This is a genomic window from Thalassobium sp. R2A62 (genome assembly GCF_000161835.1).
Taxonomy (GTDB): Bacteria; Pseudomonadota; Alphaproteobacteria; order Rhodobacterales; family Rhodobacteraceae; genus Thalassobium.
In genome coordinates this window covers 1,999,562-2,019,190 of record NZ_GG697169.2, presented here as the reverse complement: position 1 = coordinate 2,019,190, position 19,629 = coordinate 1,999,562, and the positions used below count along the sequence as shown (strand labels likewise).

27 protein-coding genes are annotated in these 19,629 nt (G+C 55.7%); 11 read left to right on the top strand and 16 right to left on the bottom strand.

Features of this window, described 5'->3' with window-relative positions; all coding sequences use genetic code 11:
• Nucleotides 1–59: 59 nt before the first annotated feature.
• Nucleotides 60–758: a glutathione S-transferase family protein gene (locus TR2A62_RS09990; protein ID WP_009157385.1), complete on the bottom strand. Its 699-nt coding sequence runs from the start codon at nt 756–758 to the stop codon at nt 60–62.
• A gap of 157 nt (nt 759–915) precedes the next feature.
• Here TR2A62_RS09990 and mscL point away from each other — a divergent pair, with 157 nt between their 5' ends.
• Nucleotides 916–1,326 carry a large conductance mechanosensitive channel protein MscL gene (mscL, locus tag TR2A62_RS09985; protein WP_009157710.1) on the top strand — a complete coding sequence of 137 codons (411 nt, stop codon included), beginning with the start codon at nt 916–918 and terminating at the stop codon, nt 1,324–1,326.
• 101 nt (nt 1,327–1,427) lie between these two features.
• Here mscL and ald read toward each other — a convergent pair whose 3' ends face one another.
• A complete protein-coding gene (ald, locus tag TR2A62_RS09980; protein ID WP_009157970.1) occupies nt 1,428–2,546 on the bottom strand; it encodes an alanine dehydrogenase in 1,119 nt (372 codons plus the stop codon).
• A 160-nt stretch (nt 2,547–2,706) separates the two neighbouring features.
• On the opposite strand from ald, the gene TR2A62_RS09975 reads away from it, so the two are divergent.
• Nucleotides 2,707–3,174: an Lrp/AsnC family transcriptional regulator gene (locus tag TR2A62_RS09975; RefSeq protein WP_009159292.1), complete on the top strand. Its 468-nt coding sequence runs from the start codon at nt 2,707–2,709 to the stop codon at nt 3,172–3,174.
• Nucleotides 3,175–3,240: 66 nt separating this feature from the next.
• Here the strand turns inward: TR2A62_RS09975 and rpsU are convergent, their stop codons facing one another.
• On the bottom strand, nt 3,241–3,447 hold the full coding sequence (gene rpsU / locus TR2A62_RS09970; RefSeq protein ID WP_009159816.1) for a 30S ribosomal protein S21: 207 nt from the start codon (nt 3,445–3,447) through the stop codon (nt 3,241–3,243).
• A gap of 105 nt (nt 3,448–3,552) precedes the next feature.
• On the opposite strand from rpsU, the gene TR2A62_RS09965 reads away from it, so the two are divergent.
• The 3 genes from TR2A62_RS09965 (at nt 3,553) to TR2A62_RS09955 (ending at nt 6,726) form a co-directional block, all read left to right on the top strand.
• Nucleotides 3,553–4,227, top strand: a complete 675-nt coding sequence (locus tag TR2A62_RS09965; protein ID WP_009160634.1) for a COQ9 family protein — start codon at nt 3,553–3,555, stop codon at nt 4,225–4,227.
• A 9-nt stretch (nt 4,228–4,236) separates the two neighbouring features.
• Nucleotides 4,237–5,229, top strand: coding sequence for an NAD(P)H-quinone oxidoreductase (locus TR2A62_RS09960; protein ID WP_009157670.1), 993 nt, complete (start codon nt 4,237–4,239; stop codon nt 5,227–5,229).
• Between the two features lie 84 nt (nt 5,230–5,313).
• A complete protein-coding gene (locus TR2A62_RS09955) occupies nt 5,314–6,726 on the top strand; it encodes a hypothetical protein (protein ID WP_009159004.1) in 1,413 nt (470 codons plus the stop codon).
• Here the strand turns inward: TR2A62_RS09955 and TR2A62_RS09950 are convergent.
• The 5 genes from TR2A62_RS09950 to trmD form a co-directional block, all read right to left on the bottom strand.
• A complete protein-coding gene (locus TR2A62_RS09950) occupies nt 6,723–7,532 on the bottom strand; it encodes a division plane positioning ATPase MipZ (RefSeq protein WP_009158479.1) in 810 nt (269 codons plus the stop codon). The genes TR2A62_RS09955 and TR2A62_RS09950 overlap by 4 nt on opposite strands.
• 180 nt (nt 7,533–7,712) lie before the next feature.
• Nucleotides 7,713–7,934, bottom strand: coding sequence for a 50S ribosomal protein L31 (rpmE, locus tag TR2A62_RS09945; RefSeq protein WP_009160688.1), 222 nt, complete (start codon nt 7,932–7,934; stop codon nt 7,713–7,715).
• A complete protein-coding gene (rplS, locus tag TR2A62_RS09940; protein ID WP_009159829.1) occupies nt 7,931–8,326 on the bottom strand; it encodes a 50S ribosomal protein L19 in 396 nt (131 codons plus the stop codon). Before rplS ends, rpmE begins: the two co-directional genes overlap by 4 nt.
• Before the next feature lie 235 nt (nt 8,327–8,561).
• Entirely contained in the window at nt 8,562–9,290 is a 729-nt protein-coding gene (locus TR2A62_RS09935; RefSeq protein WP_009159124.1) for a haloacid dehalogenase type II, read from the bottom strand.
• Between the two features lie 18 nt (nt 9,291–9,308).
• Nucleotides 9,309–10,100, bottom strand: a complete 792-nt coding sequence (gene trmD, locus TR2A62_RS09930; protein ID WP_040820571.1) for a tRNA (guanosine(37)-N1)-methyltransferase TrmD — start codon at nt 10,098–10,100, stop codon at nt 9,309–9,311.
• A 46-nt stretch (nt 10,101–10,146) separates the two neighbouring features.
• On the opposite strand from trmD, the gene TR2A62_RS09925 reads away from it, so the two are divergent.
• Nucleotides 10,147–11,121, top strand: coding sequence for a phosphotransferase (locus TR2A62_RS09925; protein WP_009157533.1), 975 nt, complete (start codon nt 10,147–10,149; stop codon nt 11,119–11,121).
• 58 nt (nt 11,122–11,179) lie between these two features.
• A complete protein-coding gene (gene rpiB, locus TR2A62_RS09920) occupies nt 11,180–11,614 on the top strand; it encodes a ribose 5-phosphate isomerase B (RefSeq protein WP_009158305.1) in 435 nt (144 codons plus the stop codon).
• A 3-nt stretch (nt 11,615–11,617) separates the two neighbouring features.
• Here rpiB and rimM read toward each other — a convergent pair whose 3' ends face one another.
• The 7 genes from rimM to TR2A62_RS09890 all read right to left on the bottom strand — a co-directional run bounded on the left by rimM (nt 11,618) and on the right by TR2A62_RS09890 (nt 15,899).
• The gene (gene rimM / locus TR2A62_RS09915) at nt 11,618–12,124 is read right to left on the bottom strand and encodes a ribosome maturation factor RimM (protein ID WP_009158467.1); all 507 of its coding nucleotides are present in this window, start codon (nt 12,122–12,124) and stop codon (nt 11,618–11,620) included.
• Nucleotides 12,121–12,261 carry a hypothetical protein gene (locus TR2A62_RS19135; protein WP_009159494.1) on the bottom strand — a complete coding sequence of 47 codons (141 nt, stop codon included), beginning with the start codon at nt 12,259–12,261 and terminating at the stop codon, nt 12,121–12,123. The genes rimM and TR2A62_RS19135 overlap by 4 nt, the downstream gene beginning before the upstream one ends.
• A gap of 45 nt (nt 12,262–12,306) precedes the next feature.
• Nucleotides 12,307–12,723 (bottom strand): 30S ribosomal protein S16, encoded by a 417-nt coding sequence (gene rpsP, locus TR2A62_RS09910; RefSeq protein WP_009157901.1) that lies wholly within the window; start codon nt 12,721–12,723, stop codon nt 12,307–12,309.
• 13 nt (nt 12,724–12,736) lie between these two features.
• Nucleotides 12,737–13,039 carry a chorismate mutase gene (locus TR2A62_RS09905; RefSeq protein ID WP_009158787.1) on the bottom strand — a complete coding sequence of 101 codons (303 nt, stop codon included), beginning with the start codon at nt 13,037–13,039 and terminating at the stop codon, nt 12,737–12,739.
• Complete coding sequence (locus tag TR2A62_RS09900; RefSeq protein WP_009158920.1) at nt 13,036–13,596, bottom strand: GNAT family N-acetyltransferase; 561 nt, start codon at nt 13,594–13,596, stop codon at nt 13,036–13,038. The genes TR2A62_RS09905 and TR2A62_RS09900 overlap by 4 nt, the downstream gene beginning before the upstream one ends.
• Nucleotides 13,593–15,092, bottom strand: coding sequence for a signal recognition particle protein (gene ffh / locus TR2A62_RS09895; RefSeq protein WP_009158382.1), 1,500 nt, complete (start codon nt 15,090–15,092; stop codon nt 13,593–13,595). Before ffh ends, TR2A62_RS09900 begins: the two co-directional genes overlap by 4 nt.
• Nucleotides 15,093–15,314: 222 nt before the next feature.
• Entirely contained in the window at nt 15,315–15,899 is a 585-nt protein-coding gene (locus tag TR2A62_RS09890; RefSeq protein WP_009158220.1) for an FMN-dependent NADH-azoreductase, read from the bottom strand.
• A gap of 139 nt (nt 15,900–16,038) precedes the next feature.
• On the opposite strand from TR2A62_RS09890, the gene TR2A62_RS09885 reads away from it, so the two are divergent.
• The gene (locus TR2A62_RS09885; protein ID WP_009157630.1) at nt 16,039–16,917 is read left to right on the top strand and encodes a LysR family transcriptional regulator; all 879 of its coding nucleotides are present in this window, start codon (nt 16,039–16,041) and stop codon (nt 16,915–16,917) included.
• Nucleotides 16,918–16,920: 3 nt separating this feature from the next.
• Complete coding sequence (locus tag TR2A62_RS09880; RefSeq protein WP_009160278.1) at nt 16,921–17,838, top strand: DMT family transporter; 918 nt, start codon at nt 16,921–16,923, stop codon at nt 17,836–17,838.
• 140 nt (nt 17,839–17,978) lie between these two features.
• Here the strand turns inward: TR2A62_RS09880 and TR2A62_RS09875 are convergent, their stop codons facing one another.
• Entirely contained in the window at nt 17,979–18,308 is a 330-nt protein-coding gene (locus tag TR2A62_RS09875; protein WP_009159721.1) for a helix-turn-helix transcriptional regulator, read from the bottom strand.
• A 229-nt stretch (nt 18,309–18,537) separates the two neighbouring features.
• Between TR2A62_RS09875 and TR2A62_RS09870 the strand changes: the two genes are divergently transcribed.
• Entirely contained in the window at nt 18,538–18,870 is a 333-nt protein-coding gene (locus tag TR2A62_RS09870) for an AtpZ/AtpI family protein (RefSeq protein ID WP_009159534.1), read from the top strand.
• A 1-nt stretch (nt 18,871) separates the two neighbouring features.
• Nucleotides 18,872–19,627 carry a F0F1 ATP synthase subunit A gene (locus TR2A62_RS09865; protein ID WP_009160351.1) on the top strand — a complete coding sequence of 252 codons (756 nt, stop codon included), beginning with the start codon at nt 18,872–18,874 and terminating at the stop codon, nt 19,625–19,627.
• Nucleotides 19,628–19,629 lie beyond the last annotated feature (2 nt).

The following is a 19,629-nucleotide window of genomic DNA, read 5'->3' as shown; positions in this document are numbered from 1 at the left end:
TCAGAGCCGCCGCAGGTTGTTGAGGTTTTGCGTTATGTTTTGACGGGCGCGCTGCCGACCTAGGTTGGTCGGGCAGGGGTGTTGAGCCCTTTGATGACGGCAGGTCGTGCCTCGAAGCGTTCAATGTAGGCCGCGATGTTTGGATGGGCATCCCAATTCAGGGCATCGCGCACACCGTAGAACCCAGTCGCCCGCAGCCATGGCGCAATCGCAATGTCTGCAATTGAATATTCGCCTGTGATCCACTCTTTGCCTTCGAGCTGTGCCTCGACCACAGCCATTAGGCGTTTGGCTTCGTCCATGTAGCGCTGGAGCGAACGTCTATCCTCCCATTCGGATCCGGCGAACTTATAAAAGAACCCCATTTGACCGAACATTGGACCCAAGCCGCTCATTTGGAACATCAACCATTGGGTTGTCTGTGCTTTCAGTGCTGGAGTTGAGCCACCCAACTTGCCAGATTTTTCGGCCAGATAGAGCAGGATCGCACCGGACTCAAACAGCCCCATTGGCCCGTCTGGTCCGTTAGGGTCGATGATTGCTGGGATTTTGTTGTTGGGGTTCAGCGACAGGAACTCGGGGCTTTTGACATCGGCATCCAACAGGGTCACGAGGTGCGCTTCATACTCCAATCCCATCTCTTCGAGCGCGATCGACACTTTGACGCCTTTAGGCGTTGGAAAGGAATAGAGTTGGATCACATCTGGATTTTGCGCGGTCCATTTTTGATCAATCGGAAAATCAGCGAGGACTGTCATCGGTCGGGCCTCCTTCAAGACTTGTCTCGCCTGTTCAACCTGGGGGGAACTGGATCAAAAAAAGCCATAGAAATGCGTGGTTTTACCGTTATGACTGTGCTCATCCGCGCATCTGGCATCAGATCAGAGCGTATTTAAGCCAAGAAGGGGACACCAAATGCTTAAAGAATTCAAAGATTTCATCGCCAAAGGCAATGTCATAGACATGGCCGTCGGTATCATCATCGGTGCTGCGTTTACCGCAATCGTCGGATCGTTGGTCGCTGACCTGATCAACCCGATCATCTCGCTCTTTATGGGCGGCGTTGATTTCTCGGGCATGTATGCTGTGTTGGGCGACGGCGAGTACGGCTCGATCACCGAAGCTGAAGAAGCTGGCGCTGCGGTCTTCGCATATGGCCGCTTTATCATGGCGATCATCAACTTCCTCATCATTGGCTTCGTAGTATTCATGCTCGTTCGTTCGGTGAACAAGATGAAGAAAAAAGAAGAAGAAGCTCCAGCGGCACCAGCTGGTCCTACTCAGGAAGAGCTTCTGACAGAAATCCGCGACGCTCTGAAAAAGTAAGCGTTACGCGATTTGAAATAGAGAAAGGCCCGTCGTCATCGGCGGGCCATTTTTGTTGTCTAACTCACGGGTGTTTAGAGGCGAATGGCCCCAAACCGGTTTTAAGATTTGAGCGCCATGCTAGGCGACAGGACATCGATCCCCAGCGCCTTGCCCACTGCGAAATACGTCAATTGCCCAGCATGTACGTTCAGACCGTTCAAAAGATGCGGATCGTCTTGGCAGGCTTGTTTCCATCCTTTGTCGGCTAGTGCCAGCATATATGGCATCGTGGCGTTGCCCAGCGCGATCGTCGATGTCCGCGCAACGGCGCCCGGCATGTTGGCCACGCAATAGTGCATGATGCCGTCTACTTCGTAGATCGGGTCTTGGTGGGTTGTGGCGCGAGAGGTTTCGAAACATCCACCTTGGTCGATAGCGACGTCAACCAGAACCGCCCCAGTCTTAAGTGTGCTCAGTTGATCGCGACTGATCAATTTGGGTGCGGCCGCACCGGGGATCAGGACGGCCCCGATGATCATGTCCGCCTCGGCGGCCAACTCGGCGGTGTTGCCTGCATTTGCGTAGCTCGTTTTGAACTGTCCGCCAAAAGCATCGTCGACGTAGCGCATCCGAGCCAGCGACCGATCGAGAACCGTGACATCAGCCCCCATACCTGCGGCAACCCGTGCTGCGTGGGTGCCAACAACGCCACCGCCAATGACAACAACGCGCGCGGGCCCGACCCCTGGTACGCCGCCCATCAAAACGCCACGACCGCCGTTTGCCTTTTGCAAGGTCCATGCACCAACTTGCGGGGCAAGCTTGCCTGCGACTTCGGACATAGGCGCCAGCAATGGCAAACCACCCGCGGCATCTGTCACCGTCTCGTAGGCGATGCAGGTTGCGCCGCTTTCCATCAGATCATGTGTTTGTTCGGGGTCTGGCGCGAGGTGGAGATAGGTGAACAGGATTTGCCCCTCGCGCAGCATCTTACGCTCGGCTGCCTGAGGCTCTTTGACTTTTACAATCATGTCGGCTGCCGCAAAGACATCGGATGCGGTCGCCGCAATCTGCGCGCCCACTGAACTATAGGTAGCGTCATCAAAACCGGCACCTAGACCAGCGCCTGTCTGGATCGTGACAGTGTGACCATGTGCGATAGCCTCGAGGGCGGCATTGGGTGTTATACCAACGCGAAATTCTTGTGGTTTGATTTCTGTTGGGCAGCCGATATGCATGGGGATGTTCCTTCTTTGTGTCGTGTTTTTGGGGCGAATACACCGACAACACTGCGCCTGTTCGCAAAGAATGTCTTACGAAATAGCCTATTGGGTTAGCGTCTAACATCGGTGATAATGAGCGTAAAATTAAGATATCTTTGAAGGATCGTGCGCGTTTATGGAACTTGATGGAATTGACCGTCGTCTGCTCGAGGTGCTGCAACGTGCCGGTCGTATGTCGAACGCAGACCTTTCTGAAAAGGTGAACCTATCCCCGTCGGCCTGCCACAGGCGGGTTCAAAGGTTGGAAAAGTCTGGGTTCATTAAGGACTACGTCGCGCTGGTTGATCCGCGTATGATCGGGCGTCCTTCAACCGTGTTTGTCGAGATCACACTGTCGGGCCAAGCGGATGAAGTTCTGGATGCCTTTGAGCGAGCCGTCGCACGGATACCCGATGTGTTAGAATGTCACCTGATGGCAGGCACGGCGGACTATCTGCTCAAGGTGGTTGCACGCGATACCGAGGATTTCGCGCGTATTCACCGCAGCAGCCTTGCGACATTGCCAGGGGTCGCGCAGATGCAGTCGTCCTTTGCACTGCGAACCGTGTTTAAGACCACGGCGATGCCGGTCAATCAAACCTAGGGCGGGACATAAAAAAGCCCCCGATGCGCAAGGCACCGGGGGCAATCTATTTGGCTCAAGAGATGCTTAGAGCATACCCTCGCGCTGTGCTTTCTTCCGAGCCAGCTTGCGCTGACGGCGAATGGCCTCGGCCTTCTCGCGCGCCTTTTTCTCGGACGGCTTCTCAAAATGTTGCTTGAGCTTCATCTCGCGAAAGACGCCTTCACGCTGTAGCTTTTTCTTCAGGGCACGAAGCGCCTGATCAACGTTGTTGTCACGAACACTAACCTGCATGTGGTTTTCACCACCTCTCTAAGTTGAATTTGCATGATTGCAGGAAGTGGCCGTATAGCAAAGCGTCCCTATGTTGTCTAGTATATCCACCAGAGGAGCGTGCTGATGAGTGATCCGTTGAAACGACAGTTGTTAAAGGCCGCGATCCCGCATGTGCCGTTTGATGGTTGGTCGCCGGAAACCTTTGCCGAGGCTATCAAAGATTCGGGGGTTGATCCTGACACAGCCAAACAGATGTGCCCACGTGGTGCAGTGGATTTGACCGTGGCCTTTCATGAATTGGGCGACGCACAAATGGTCGCGGATTTGGCCGATGCCGACCTTGCCGACCTTCGATTTCGCGACAAGGTTGCCCATGCGATCTGGCTGCGGCTCTCGGCGATTGATGACAAGGAATTGGTGCGCCGCGGAACAACCCTATTCGCGTTGCCGATCTACGCAGGCGATGGCGCCCGTTTGATCTGGGGCACCGCTGATGCGATCTGGACCGCGCTGGGGGACACATCGGAAGACGTGAACTGGTACACAAAACGCGCCACTCTTAGCGGTGTGTACGGCTCGGTCGTGCTGTATTGGTTGGGCGACGATAGCCTAAATCACCAAGCCACGCGTGCGTTCATTGATCGTCGGATCGAGAACGTTATGCAGTTTGAGAAATTCAAAGTGAACCCGCTTGTGGCCCAACTTGCCAGTCCGTTGAGCCGGCTCACCCGCAACATCAAGGCGCCAACTGCGTCACCGCGCAACGATGTTCCCGGTCGCTGGACAGCGCCAGAATAAGGACCTGAAATGAGACTTCCTAAAACCGCCCGCGTTGTTGAGATTTCACAGGCTGGAGGTCCAGAGATGCTGACCCCAGCGGCACGCGAGATACCGCAACCCAGAATGGGTGAGGTTTTGATCCGTGTTGCGTTTGCGGGCGTGAACCGCCCAGACGCGTTGCAGCGGGCGGGTCTCTATAACCCACCCAAAGGGGCCAGCGACTTGCCCGGCCTCGAGGCATCTGGCGAGGTGGTGGCCGTTGGCGAAGGGGTCACGGATTGGTCCATCGGTGACAAGGTATGCGCATTGCTGCCTGGTGGCGGATATGCGGAATATGTGACGACACCAGCGGCGCATTGTTTGCCCATTCCCGCCGGGATGGCAATGGATCAGGCCGCATGCTTGCCCGAGAATATCTTTACCGTGTGGTCCAACGTTGTAACACGCGGTGGTTTGCAAGCTGGCGAGCGGTTCTTGGTGCACGGTGGGTCGTCGGGTATCGGAACAACGGCAATCCAGCTTGGTCGACAATTGGGTGCGCGGGTCTTTACGACTGCAGGGTCAGACGCAAAATGTCAGGCCTGTTTAGATTTGGGGGCCGAGGTCGCGGTCAACTACCGTGATGCGGATTTCGTTGACGTCATGCGTAACCATGGCGGCGCCCATCTGATCCTCGATATGGTGGGTGGGTCATATATCCCCCGCAATCTCAAATGCCTCGTTGATGATGGTCGTTTGGTCCAGATCGCGTTTTTGCAAGGCCCAAAGGTTGAGCTGAATTTTGTGCAAATGATGACGCGACGTTTGACGATCACTGGATCGACCCTGCGACCACAGAGCGATCTGGCCAAAGCTGCCATAGCCCGTGATCTGCGTACACATGTTTGGCCGCTATATGCCAATGGTCAAATGGCACCTGTCATGGACAGCACATACGATCTGGATGACGCCGCCAAGGCGCACGCCTACATGGAAAGTTCGGGGCATATCGGCAAGATTGTCCTGCGTGTGGGTGGGTGATTCCAGAAATAGGCAGGCATTCGCCCATTCTCGCCTAAGTAGTGCGCGCAATATTTCTCAGAGCAAAAAGACTTTGAGGACACGATGCAGGCGATTTTTTCCGCGATCTATTACTTCTTTCGTATGGGCCCATTGGGGCTGTTGGTTATTGCGATCTTGGTCGCGGCGGCCGGATACTTTCTTCAGATTGCAGACAACGACAGCCGCGCTGACAAAGCGCGCGCGTTGGCCGAAGGGCCTCCGCCCATCGTGAACATCGAAGACTATGATCGCAGCTTGCACCGCAATGATGCCCGCGAGGTACGCGTGCGTGCGCAGCTCGATATGACAATGAAATACCGCCTAACCCAAGAGGACCGGACGCGCGACAAGCTGGGCTATATGATCCCCTTAATCGCGGTCGAGGATGATCGTGCAATGTTTGATGGCGAACAAGTTGGATTACGCGCCCAACTGAATGCCGATGCGCTTGAGGGTCCAGCACCTGTTCATGGCATTATGTTGCATGCGCCTCGTGATCTGGACTTTGGCACGATGGATACTGAATTCTTGTTCGATCAGATCGAAGGATTTGGCGAGTTTGGTCCGATTGTTGTTCTCAATGGATTTGCTGGTGGCAAGGGTGCATTGGACGATGTTGTTGATGGTGCGTTCGAGGACCGGAACCGCACGCTGCCGGGTAAGGCGTTGATCCTTAAACCCTTTGCTGAGGGACGTGAGGCCGCGCTGGTGGCAAAGCCCAAGTCCGAGGTAGCGTTCTTTGCGTTGGCGATCAAAGCAGTCGGTGCGATCGCGTTGTTTGTTCTCTTCAAATTCGCGATTTTGGGCGGCGGCACACGACCAAAGAAGGTAAAAGAACCGCTTGAGACAGACGCGCTTCCGAGCGTGGTCCCACAGTTTATGCCGATTGATCCCGATGCGCGTGTGGCCGAATTGGCGCAACAAGACAGCAGCGCATTGTCCCGTATGACCGACGAGGATTTGCCTGATTGGAAACGTCGGCTTGAACAAAAGATGCAGCAACCTGCACCCGTTGTGGCGGCGGAACAGCCAGAGCCGGTGGTACGGACGCCGCGCGCTCCAACTACGATGGCACGTAAGCTGCGCAAATTGGCATTCGCAGGCATCTTGGGCATCTTTGTTCTGGTGCTGGGATCGACAGTTTATACACTTGTTGCAGGTGCTACGTCGTCAACTGAAACAGTCCAGGTCTTGTCTGCTGAAGAACGGCTCGCCGCAGCAGCGGTCAAGGCATTGATCCCTGAAACAGCTGACGCCGACAAAGCGATGTGGGACATTGACGTAGCTCCGATCGCGCAATGGTCCTTGGCCAAGGCAATGTTAGCGGCGTCTGGTGATGCCGACGCGGTTGCTCTGATGGCTTGGATGATTGGTGGAAGTATCTTTGTCATGATCATGCTGCGGATGATGATCATGGTGTGGTTCATTCGCCCACGGCAACGCACTCATAATTTCTCTGACTTGATGACCAGCTAGAAATCGACCGTCACATTGGGCAGGTCCAACGATTTGATCAGGTCGCGCAATTCTTGGCGTGCAGCAACGTTGGACATGTTCAGCCCTTTGACGCCGATGTCTTTTAGATCAAGCAACGTCAAACCACGTGGAAACAGTTCTCGGAAAATGACCCGCTCGTTAAAGCCGGGTGCCGTGCGGAACCCGATACGGCGTGACAGTGTCTCGATGGCGGCTTCCATCTTCTTTTTGTTTACCATGTTCTGGGCACCCATACGGTTGCGCACAACAATCCAATCGATGGGCTCTAGCCCCGCTTGAGCGCGTAATTGACGGGCCTGCCATACCATTTCCGAGTAGACCGACGGCCTTTTGATTTTTTCACCATCGGCGTCAACATGAGCGAGCAGGTCAAAATCGATAAAGCTGTCGTTGAGTGGGGTGATCAACGTATCTGCGAGGCTGTGCGCCACTTGCGACAGGCGCGTATGCGAGCCGGGGCAATCGATCAGGATAAAGTCGTTGTCGGGCTCAAGCTCGGCGACAGCAGCGCTGAGCCGATGGTCATAGATGTTTTCACCGGGTTTGAGCGTGGACTGATCAATTTCTGGCAAATCGTGGTAGGCTGGCGTCGGCAAATTGATACCTTTTTCAGCAAGAAATGCGTTTCGGTTGTCGACATAGCGGCCCAGCGTTTTCTGCCGTAAGTCTAGATCGAGCGTGCCGACCATATGACCCATCCGCGCCAGAGCGGTCGCCACATGCATCGAGACGGTCGACTTGCCAGCCCCGCCTTTTTCATTTCCGACAACAATAATATGCGCCATGCCCGACCCCTGATCCTTTGACGCGACTATATGGTGGTGCCGGTGCCAAGGAAAGCGGAACCGTGTGGCCGCGGTGGGCAAATAACAAGCGTCGCAGCGGTGATTTCCACCGATCCGTAAACGAAAAACGCCGCCCCGAGGATCGGAGCGGCGTCAAAATTTGAAAATAAGAGGGTCGGCTTAGAAGCCAAGACCTTCGTACTTCGCCTTGAACTTGGAGACGCGACCGCCTGTGTCCATCAGACGTGTGTTACCACCAGTCCAAGCAGGGTGCACAGTTGGGTCGATGTCCAGTGCGATCTGGTCGCCCTCAGAACCCCAAGTGGATTTCATCTCGATCACGTCGCCATTAGTCATTTTGACTTTGATCGTGTGGTACTCTGGATGTGTATCTTTTTTCATGACAGCGATCCTTCTGCTTGCGCCTTGGGCGCGCAATAGTTTGTCTGCTCAGCGATACGTGCGGACTTACCGCGACGTGTGCGCAAGTAGTACAGCTTGGCGCGACGAACGCGGCCACGGCGTACAACAGTGATGCTGTCGATGTTGGTCGAGTGCAGCGGGAATACACGCTCAACGCCTTCGCCAAAGGAGATCTTGCGCACAGTGAATGCGCCAGCGATGCCCTTGCCGTTTTTGCGGGAGATGCAGACACCTTCGTAGTTCTGCACACGGGTACGCGTACCCTCGGTCACTTTGTAACCAACGCGGATGGTATCACCCGCTTTAAAATCTGGAATGTCTTTGGCCAGCTCAGCGACGTGCTCAGCTTCCAATTGTGCGATCAGGTCCATCTGAAACGCTCCTTACTGTTCTCGCGGTTTGTTCCGCGGTGAGGGCTGCCAGAGCTATGGTCTTCGTCGGGTCGAACGCGTCGCCCACCAGAGATATCACGGCCTTACATTATGCTATTTCGCGGGTTTCCGGTGAAGAGATCGGAGCCATACAAAACAGGTCCAGCGACTCGTTTCAGTCGTGAACTCGCGCGGTATAGGTCGGAATATGCGTCGAAGCAATAGGCATGGCGCGCTAGCTCTGTTTTTGCTCGGCTTTGTGGGCCTCTGCGAGTTCAGCCATGCTGTTAAAGCAGAAATCATAGCGCGGCATGTCGCCCGGGTTCATTGTCGCGCCAAATCCGTCTTTGTCATGGCGGCGGTAAATCCAGCAATTCGACAGGCCGTAGCGGTGGGCGGGGCCATGATCGTGGAACATGCTCTCGGCTGTGTGCAGGATATCTGATTTCTGGATGCCACGTCGCGCGAGAGTTTCGAGCATATAGTCGAAGTTGCGGTCAGCAGGTTTGTAGCTGCCGACGTCTTCGGCCGTGTACACGCCATCAAAGGGTACACCCAGTCGTGCGTTCGATCCGGAAAAGCTGGTGTTGTCGGTGTTTGTGAGAACCACCAGTTTGTAATGGTGTTTGAGATAGGCGAGCGCCTCGCGGCTGTCGTCAAAGGCGGGCCATTGGCGCACGGACAATCCGTAAGCGACGCACTCTTCCCATGTGACATCGACGTCCCATTCTTCGGCAAGGCGACGATATACGACGGCGAGCAGTTCGCTATAAACTTTGGAAGGGGTCCAGCGTTGGGTGGTGGACTCGTGATAGGCGTGGGCCTCGAGAATGTCGTCACGGGTCAGGTTGCGGCTGACCTTATCCGTGAGAGGCTTGAGGCCGGTAACCATACCGCTTTCCCAGTCAATGAGTGTTCCATAGACGTCGAACGCCAGTATTTTGAAGTCGCTTAATCGGGTCACTTTGTATCTGGCTCCCGCCTAGTTTTTGGTATGCTTTACCCAGAGGTCAGGTCGTCGCGTTTGAGTCAACTTTTCACTGGCATCGCGTCGCCACTTGGCGACCTTGCCATGATTGCCAGAGGTTAGCACGTCTGGAATTGTGCGGCCCTCCCATTCGGTGGGCCGGGTGTATTGCGGATGCTCTAGCAGCCCGTTTGAATGGCTTTCTTCGACAGCGCTGTCAGCGTTCCCCAAAACACCGGGCAGCAGCCGCACACATGCGTCGATCAGGGTCATCGCAGGTAGCTCGCCACCCGTCAGAACGTAGTCACCCATCGAGACCTCTAGAATGTCGTAGTGTTCGAGAACACGTTCATCCACTCCCTCGAAACGGCCGCAAAGCAGGGTCACGCCCTCGGTCTGGCTTAACTCTTGGGCCATGGCTTGGGTGAACGGCACGCCGCGCGGGCTAAGATAGATCAACGGGCGTTTGCTGCGGCGTTGGGCCGTGTCGATGGCGCGGCTCACAACATCAGCGCGCAACACCATGCCAGCGCCGCCTCCTGAAGGGGTATCATCAACTTTGCGGTGTTTGCCTTCGCCAAAGCGACGCAGGTCTACGGTGTCGAGTTGCCACAGCCCGTCTTTGAGCGCTTTGCCGGTCAGACTCTCGCCCAGCAGCCCCGGGAACGCATCGGGAAACAACGTTATGATCTTGGCCGACCAGACGCCTGCCAATTCGGGGTTGGTTTCCATGAGCTCGCGTGGCTTTAGGGTCGCGCTGATGGACTTGCGGCCATGGGACTTGCTCGGGTCGGGTTTTCTTTGCATCAGTTCGACGATCCACTAACGTGCGGGCATTGATCGGGGACAGAGAATGAAGCTGAGCCATCCCACCATGCAACGTGCCATCGCAGATGCGCGCGCCACTGGCAAGTCTGCGGGCGTTGAGCTGGGAGAGGCCAAGCCTACGGTTTTGCACACAAGGTTTGGGGATCGCGGCGAACGGATCGTCCTGATGTGGAGCGGCAATGACGGCGTAGGCGTTGTTAGCAAACACATCCTAAGCCCAACCGATCTGGATCATTTTCAAACGATGGTTGCGGCCCAAGAGAACGCCCATTCACGGCTGTCGCCAGCCGATGGTATCGCGGCGCCGCAGGTGTTGGGGTTCAGCGACGACGATCGAGTATTCTTGTTAGCTGCGATCGCGGGGCAGGGGTTTGAGGTGGCATTGCTGGATTGTCTTTATGATGATCCTGCACGTGCGGCGCTCTTTACTAGGATGGGCAAGTGGTGTGCTGCGTTCCAAGATCCAAACGCGCACCCAAAACGCGGCGTTTGGAAAAAGGGCATACGCAACAAACTGCATGACATCGAGGCGCGAGTGCCACAGCTTGCTGAGCCCGATCTTCTGAAGCAGGCAATAGATACAGTGCGTGGCCTGACCCCTGCGGCGGGTGCGGAAACGCTCAGCGGTTGGCGCCATGGGGATCTGCATATCGGGAATGTGATGATCTCTGCCGATACGGTGACAGGCTATGATTTTGGCCCATCCAAGGTTGCTACGTTGGGGCCCGACCTTGCACGATTTTGGATCGAAATCGTGGCTCAGTTCTACCAAGAAGATGCTCTGGGCGTGGGGCAGATAGCTGTTGGCGCGGACATGGATGCCTTTGTGCGTGGATACGGGCATGACATTCGCGGTGACGGCGGATTGCGATATTACCTAGGCGCGGCTTGGGTCGAACAATGGGCAGCATTGCCGACACAGTTTTCGGTCGCTCATTGGCGCAAACAACATCGTGCCGCAGGTGTGATTTTAGGCGCGCGACGGTTCTTGGGGGTTTGAGGGGCCGCGCGCACATGCTACGCGGTGATGACTGACCTCAAAGAAATGGAAACGGCTTATGGCAACCCGCATTGTTCTATCCAGCGATCACGCCGCATTGGATCTGCGTCCCAAGATTGCAGCGCACATCCAAGCGCTAGGATACGAGGTCGTTGATATCGGCCCAACCACATCCGAGAGCACCCATTACCCAAAACATGGCCAAGCCGCAGCCGAACGTGTGGCGTCGGGCGATTGCGAGCTAGGCATCATTCTGTGTGGCACGGGGCAGGGTATCATGATGGCCGCGAACAAAGTGCCGGGCATTCGGTGCGGTGTTTGCATGGATACGTTTTCTGCACGGATGATCCGCGAGCATAACAACGCAAACATGCTTTCGATGGGCGTGCGCGTCGTTGGCGAGGGTCTTGCGCTGGATATTGTCGATGCATTTTTGAATGCAAAGTTTGAAGGCGGGCGTCATGCAACGCGCGTCGATATGATCGAGGGCTAAGGTTTAGTCAAACAGCCCGTCGGGCGGGTCTGCAATGATCCGCCCTGCGGTCAGATCGACCGTCGGTACCGAGGTCATCGTGAACGGCAACAGGATCGTCTCACCACCGGTGGATGGTAGGACTTCTAGCAGGTCAGTGGCGCCGTGGTTCTGAACAGATTTCACTGTGCCCAAAACGGTGCCGCCGGTGTCGCGCACTTCGAGCCCCATCAGATCTGTATAGTAATATTCGTCATCAGGCAGGTTCGGCATCGCGTCGCGATCCACCTGCAATTCGGTGCCACGCAATGCGTCGGCTTGTTCTTTGGTTTCAACGCCAAGTAGCCGCGCCGAGAACCCGTTCTTTAACCGTCCAGTCAGGGTTAGGCCGTCAAAGGCGACCCCATCCGGTGTGGTCAAAGGGCTGTAGGCTTCGATGTCTTGCGGGTCTGCGCAAAAGCTCTTGAGCCGCACTTCGCCTTTAACCCCGAAAGAGCCGCCAAGCGTACCGATTGTGATTTTATCGCTCATTCAGAAGTCCAACAAATTCCTGCGCGTTGCGCGCCACCCGCCTCAGCACAGCGATCGCTGCCCAGCGTTGACTGGTAATACATCCCGCCCGCAAATGCGGCAACTGGGATTAGGATTTTGCGTGCGAGCCAGAACATAAAAGGATGCGCCGCCCCAATCAGGGACGGCGCGCAAGCCTAGGCTTACTCTTCAGCAGTGGCTTCTTCTACAGGAGCCTCTTCTGCTGGTGCTGCTTTTGCTTCGGCTGCAGCTTCGGCTGCGGCTTCTGCTTTCGCTGCTTTCTCTTCAACACGCTCTTGGGCTTTTTTGCCTGGAACGGCTTTCTTCATGTTTGCGCGCTCTTTCTTTTCCATGACGCCAGCGGCTTCGAGGAAACGAGAGATACGGTCTGTAGGCTGTGCGCCTTCACCGAGCCAGTAGTTTACGCGGTCCATGTTCATCTGAACACGGCTCTCGTCGTCTTTGGCCAGCAGTGGGTTATATGTGCCCAGCTTTTCAACGTAACGACCGTCACGTGGCATTCGGCTGTCTGCAGCAACGATACGGTAGAATGGGCGCTTTTTCGAGCCACCACGGGCGAGGCGAATTTTCATAGCCATGGGTTAGGTTCCTTTAAGATTTATCTTGGTGTTCGTGATGATGCTGAATGACTTCAGCGATGATGAAGTTGAGAAACTTCTTGGCAAATTTTGGGTCCAGATCGGCTCGGTTTGCCAAATCTTCTAGCCGTGCGATCTGGGCGGCTTCGCGCGCAGGATCAGACGGGGGAAGGTCGTGTTCGGCTTTGAGTTTCCCCACAGCCTGAGTGTGTTTGAAGCGCTCGCCCAATGTGTAGACGAGGATCGCGTCGAGCCGGTCGATGCTCTCGCGGTGGCTCTTTAGCACCTCTGCGGCGCGGGTGACTGCGTCCGTCATACCAGTGCTCCTTCTTGGTGACGCCAGACCTGTACTTCGTGACCGTCTGGATCATGGAAAAATGCGCCATCAGCATTCAGCGCTTGCGTTGCGACAGGATCAAAGGTCGCGCCAAGCCGCTTGGCGACTGCGGCTGATGCTGTGTTGGGGGCATCCACATAAGATACTGCCGTCTCGATACCCATTGCCTCAAATCCCCATGGGATAATTGTGCGCATGGCTTCTGTGACATACCCGTGGCCTTCGGCTGCTGGATCCCAGAGCGCCCAACCAAATTCGGCCTCTGGCCATTCAAGCGGGTGCCACGGGCCGAGCATCCCAAGAGGGGCGTCATCGTCGAGGCACATGACAAAGTTTCCGTAGCCGCGCAACATCCACATCCCCGCCGCGTGACCAAACGCACGCGCGCGGGCGCGCTCGGTCGTATAGGGGCCGCCGACATATTTTGTACGCTCGGACGCCATGAAGGCATCAAAGACGTCAAAGTCTGTGATCCGTGGCGCGCGCAACGTCAAACGCTCTGTTTTGAGCGTGGGGATGGTGAGTGTGGTCGTCATTTTTTCTTGCCGAACCCCGACAGGCCGGGGGGCAAAGCGCCGCCGCCCATTCCGGGCATTCCGCCCAAACCGCCGGGCATTTTCGCGCCAAGCTGTTTTGCTGCTGCTTCCATCGCTGCGGGGTCGTTCATGTCTGGCATGCCGCCCTTGCCCATCATGCCCTTCATCGCTTGCTTGAGCATGCCGCCTTTGCCCATTTTGCCCATCTTCTTCATCATGTCAGCCATCTGTCGGTGCATTTTGAGAAGTTTGTTGAGCTCGGACACTTCGAGGCCTGCGCCCTTGGCAATACGTTTCTTGCGGCTCGCCTGAAGCAATTGAGGGTTCGCGCGCTCGCGTTTGGTCATCGACCCGATCAGCGCGATCTGACGTTTCAGGATGCTATCGTCGAAACCAGAATCTTGGACCTGCTTCGCCATTTTGCCCATACCGGGCATCATCCCCATCATGCCTTCCATGCCGCCCATTTTGAGCATCTGTTCGAGCTGCATTTTCATATCGTTCATGTTGAATTGGCCCTTGGTGAACCGCTTCATCATGCGTTCGGCCTGTTCGGCCTCGATGGTCTCTTGGGCCTTTTCGACGAGGCTGACGATATCGCCCATGCCAAGGATACGGCCCGCAATACGTTCGGGGTGGAACTCCTCGATCGCGTCCATCTTTTCGCCGAGACCGACGAATTTGATCGGCTTGCCTGTTACGGCCCGCATCGACAGAGCCGCACCACCGCGACCGTCACCGTCCATACGTGTCAGGACAACGCCCGAGACGCCAATATTATTATCGAATTCTTCTGCGACGTTGACCGCGTCTTGGCCCGTCAGGCCGTCAACAACCAACAGTGTCTCGCGTGGGTTTGCGACATCGCGAACCGCTGAAGCCTGCGCGATCAGCTCTTGATCGATGTGCAAACGGCCGGCGGTGTCCAGCATATAGACGTCATAGCCGCCTAGCGACGCTTGGGTCTTGGCGCGTTTGGCAATTGCGACGGGGTCTTCGCCCTTGACGATGGGCAGGGTGTCGACACCAATCTGTGCACCCAGAATTTGCAGCTGTTCCATCGCCGCAGGACGGTTCACGTCGAGCGACGCCATCAAAACCCGTTTGCCTTCGCGGTCCTTGAGACGCTTGGCCAGTTTTGCGGTTGTTGTGGTTTTACCCGAACCCTGCAGACCGACCATCAGGATCGGTGCGGGCGGGCTGTCAATTTTCAACGCACTGGGGTCACCTACGCCTGTCAGCACGTGGATCAATTCATCATGAACGATCTTTACAACCTGCTGGCCAGGGGTGACTGACTTGGTGACCGCTTGACCGGTTGCCTTGTCCTGAACCGCCTTGACGAAATCGCGCGCGACCGGAAGCGAGACATCGGCCTCGAGCAACGCAACGCGCACTTCGCGCAGGGCGGTTTTGACGTCATCCTCGGACAACGCACCCTGTTTGGTGAGCTTGTCGAAAACGCCTGATAGGCGGTCTGAGAGACTTCCAAACATATCTGCGGCCCTTTGCTGCCGGTTGCGGTCTCCTGTTCATATGGGAACAGGGGCGAAAATACACAAATGCCCCCACGGGCGAAACTCGCTGGTGGGGGGCGATCCCTGAACATTCAGGGACCGGAAGGCTACTGCTTCCGGAATGTAGTGTGCATTTAGGCCTCAGTGGGGCTTGAGTCAAGCAAGGTTGGGGCTGCCACGCAAACGGCAGCCTACAATGTGCTAGGCGGCAAGAGTTGTGATCGCCATTTGTGCGCCTTTTACTGCGCCCTCTAGGTCTGTGGCTTGGCGGTCTGCGGCCACCACCTCGATGTCGGTGATGCCGACAAAGTTCAAAACATACCGTAGATACGGTGTCGCGAGATCGGCGCGGCTGTCTTGGGGGACGCCGGCAGATGCCATCACGATAATCGCGCGCTTACCCTTTAACAGGCCAATAGGTCCGTTGTCTGTATAGCGAAAGGTTATGCCGACACGTGCAATTTGGTCGATCCAAGCCTTGAGTGCCGCTGGCGCTGAAAAGTTGTAGATTGGCAGGCCAATAACAATCTTGTCGGCCTCTTGCAGTTCTGCGACCAACATGTCCGAAATTTCGAGCAGTTCGGCCTCTTCGGGATCACGCTCTTGTTCGGGTTTAATCCGGGCCGTGACCCAAGCTTCGTTGATTTGGGGTACGGCAAAGCGGCCGATGTCACGGGTGATCGTCTTTTCGGGCGCTAATTGTTTGAGCACTTGATCAGTAAGTGAGCGGGTAACCGACCCTTGGATGCGGGCCAAACTGTCGATGCGAAGAACTGTTTTTGTCATTTTGGGCCCCTTGAGTAGGAAACCGACCCAAATCGGCCGGACACCCTTGAATTAGGTAACCGCAATTGCGAACTTAAGGGGCGTGATCTCACAGCTTATGTGAGAATTTGCACAGATAGATTTTCAACAGGAGAGCGTCATGGACAATTGGGACGAGGTGCGCACCGCCTATCAAGTGGCACGTATGGGCACGGTGAGTGGTGCAGCTGATGTTCTGGGTGTTCATCACGCAACAGTCATCCGCCACATTGACGCACTAGAAATACGGTTGGGTGCGAAACTGTTCCAACGTCATGCGCGCGGCTACACGGCCACCGAGGCTGGCACAGACCTCTTGCGCGTGGCCCAAATTACCGATGATCAGTTTTCACAACTGATGGGACGGATCAAAGGGCAGGGGCAGGGTGTCTCTGGCGATCTGGTTGTTACGTCAATCAATGCGTTGTCGCCATTGTTGACCCCTGTTCTGACTGAGTTTCAAGAAGAACACCCAGAGGTTTGTGTGCGGTTTTTGACGGGGGATCGGGTGTTGCGCCTAGAATATGGAGAGGCGCACGTGGCCATACGCGCAGGAACGGCCCCCGACCAACCTGACAATGTGGTTCAACCGTTTATCAAGCTTGGCATGCGGTTGGTCGCGTCCAAAGGGTATATTGAAAAGTACGGCAAACCAGATGAGCCAGAGCAGCTAAAGGATCACAAAATCATCGGTCACAACGATGACAATAGTCGTGCACCGTTCCACAAATGGATGCGTGCGACAGTGCCCGAGAGTGCGATCGTTTACCGCGTCACCGACAACCGGGCGATGATTGATGCTGTCGTGAACGGCGCGGGCATTGGGTTCGTGTCAGATTGGGTTTACCGGAACGACGACACACTTGTCGAAATACTGCCCAGCCAAGATGACTGGGGCGCTCCGGTTTGGTTGGTAACGCACGTCGACCTGCACCGCACAGCCAAAGTTCAGGCCTTTTTGACCCACCTCAAAGCCCGCGCGAAAGAGTGGGGTCTCTAGCATATGTCACCTGCGATGCGTGGCCACGCGGCGATGCTCTTGTTTTCGACGCTCGTCGCGGGATCATTTTCGTTTGGATCAACGATCGCGAATGAAATTCCACCTGCGGCGCTAAACGCGGTTCGATTTGCGATTGCAGCCGCGCTGTTGTTGCCGGTCGCCTTGCTGACCACGGGCTTCCCCAAGGGGTGGATGGCTGCGCCATGGCGCTATGTTCTGATCGGCGGGCTGTTCGCCTGCTATTTCGTGACGATGCTTTCAGGGCTCAAGACGGCGCAACCGGTCAGTGCGGCATCTGTTTTCACACTGGTACCGTTTATGGCCGCCGGATTTGGATGGCTGTTGTTGCGGCAGGTGACCACCCCACGCATGGCGCTCGCATTGTGGATCGGAGCTGTTGGCGCGCTTTGGGTGATTTTTCGAGGTGATATTTACGCGGCTCTTGGGTTCGAGATCGGGGTGGGCGAGCGCATCTTTTTCATAGGATGTATTGCCCACGGGATTTACACGCCGATGGTCCGCAAATTGAACAGGGGCGAGCCACCGATTGTGTTTAGCTTTGGCATGCTGCTCGCGGGTATGACGTGGCTCGCAGTTTATGCGTGGTCCGACTTGATCACGGTGCCTTGGACATCGCTGGGATCTGATATCTGGATTGGGCTCTTGTATTTGTCGGTTTGCGCGAGCGCGATTTCATTTGTTCTGTTGCAATACGCCACACTGCGCCTGCCATCGGCCAAGGTCATGGCTTACACCTATCTCGTGCCAACGTGGGTGATCGTTTGGGAACTTGCGCGCAATGGGGTCAATCCAAATGCCTCGATCCTCGGCGGCGTTGTTTTGTCCGTCACAGCCCTTTTGCTTTTGCTTAAAGATGAAAGCATAGAGGGAAAAAGTCAGATCGTTTCCCCTAACGACTGACGGTAGGTGCACTTAGGTGTTTCTCGTAACGAGTTGCACCGATCTGTCCTGGTGTCCGTAACACGTCGCACGCGGTTTAAAGATCCCCAGTCCCGCGCGGTGACGGCACTTCGGCCTCTCTTCGGAGAGGTCGATTTCGTTTACGGGTCAGGTTTGAGTTCGGTATCGAGGAACCGTTCGAATGCATCCAAATTGACCGCTTCAAACTGGCCAAACCCCTGAATCCAAATGATGGCACCGCGCATGGCGTCGGGTTCCAGTTTGCACCACTTTACTCGTCCGCGCTTTTCTTGCGAGATCAGGCCGGCTTTGGTCAGAATAGTCAGATGCTTTGAAATCGCGGCCAGCGACATCTCAAACGGCTCGGCCACATCTGTCACAGCCATATCATCTTCGAGCAGCATAGCGAGGATCGCGCGGCGTGTCGGGTCTGCTAGGGCAGCGAAAATGGTGTCGAGCGGGTTTTGCATAGGAACAGGGGTAAAACCGTTGTCGCAGGCATCGTCAACCGATTGGTTGAATATCAGAAACTCTTCGAAACCGGCGTTTTGAGTGCCGCGACCTGCAACAATGCCAGTCTTTCAAATAAAATTTCATATATATAACAGTACCTTAGGTGTTTTCTGAGTGCGACACGCATGTCGTTGACTCTGTGCCCCCCGCGTTTTAGCACTGCGCCAACTGTCCGAGGGGGTTCCCATGGTACATTCGAATGACGCAGATCGGTTGAAAGACCTAGAAGCTCGCATCGAAGCGGCCAAGGGAACGGAGCCTGTTAAGCACCACTCGGAAGAGCACTATTCGCAAGCCCAACTGGTCTGGCGTATGGTGATCGAGCTGGTCGCGGGAATCGTGATTGGGTTCGGCATGGGGTACGGGTTGGATTACCTGTTCGGGACACTCCCGATCTTCCTCGTGACATTTACATTGCTGGGCTTTGTGGCTGGGGTCAAAACCATGCTGCGGTCGGCCCAAGAAATACAAAACGATGCGTTGGCGGAACAAGCCGCGCGAGACGAAGGACAAGAGTAACATGGCAGACGAAGCCCACTCCGAAGGCACCGGTCTTGTTTTCCACCCGATGGATCAGTTCATCGTCAAGCCGTTGTTCGGCGACGGTCCGATCCACTGGTACACGATCACAAACGTCACACTCTGGATGGCTTTGGCTGTCGTCGGTGTGATCTTGTTGCTGGTTATGGGCACACGCCGTCGCGCGATTGTCCCAACGCGGACGCAGTCGATCGCGGAGTTGGCGTATGGCTTTATCTACAAGATGGTCGAAGACGTCACAGGCAAAGACGGCCTGAAATACTTCCCATATGTGATGACACTGTTCATCTTTATCGTGTTCGCTAACTTCCTTGGCCTGTTGCCAATGGCGTTTACACCAACATCCCACATCGCGGTTACTGCGGTTATGGCGATGGCCGTGTTCTTGGGCGTTACGATCCTCGGCTTTGTTAAGAACGGTGCAGGCTTCTTGGGCTTGTTCTGGGTGGCATCCGCGCCTCTCGCGCTGCGCCCCATTCTGGCGCTGATCGAAGTCATCTCTTACTTTGTGCGCCCGGTCAGCCACTCTATCCGTCTTGCGGGTAACATGATGGCCGGTCACGCCGTTATCAAAGTCTTCGCGGGTTTTGCTGCCATCACGGCCATTGCCCCACTGTCCATCGCTGCGATCACCGCGATGTATGGCCTCGAAATTCTCGTGAGCTTTATTCAGGCTTACGTGTTCACCATTCTGACCTGCGTGTACCTCAAGGATGCGCTGCACCCTGCACACTAAGG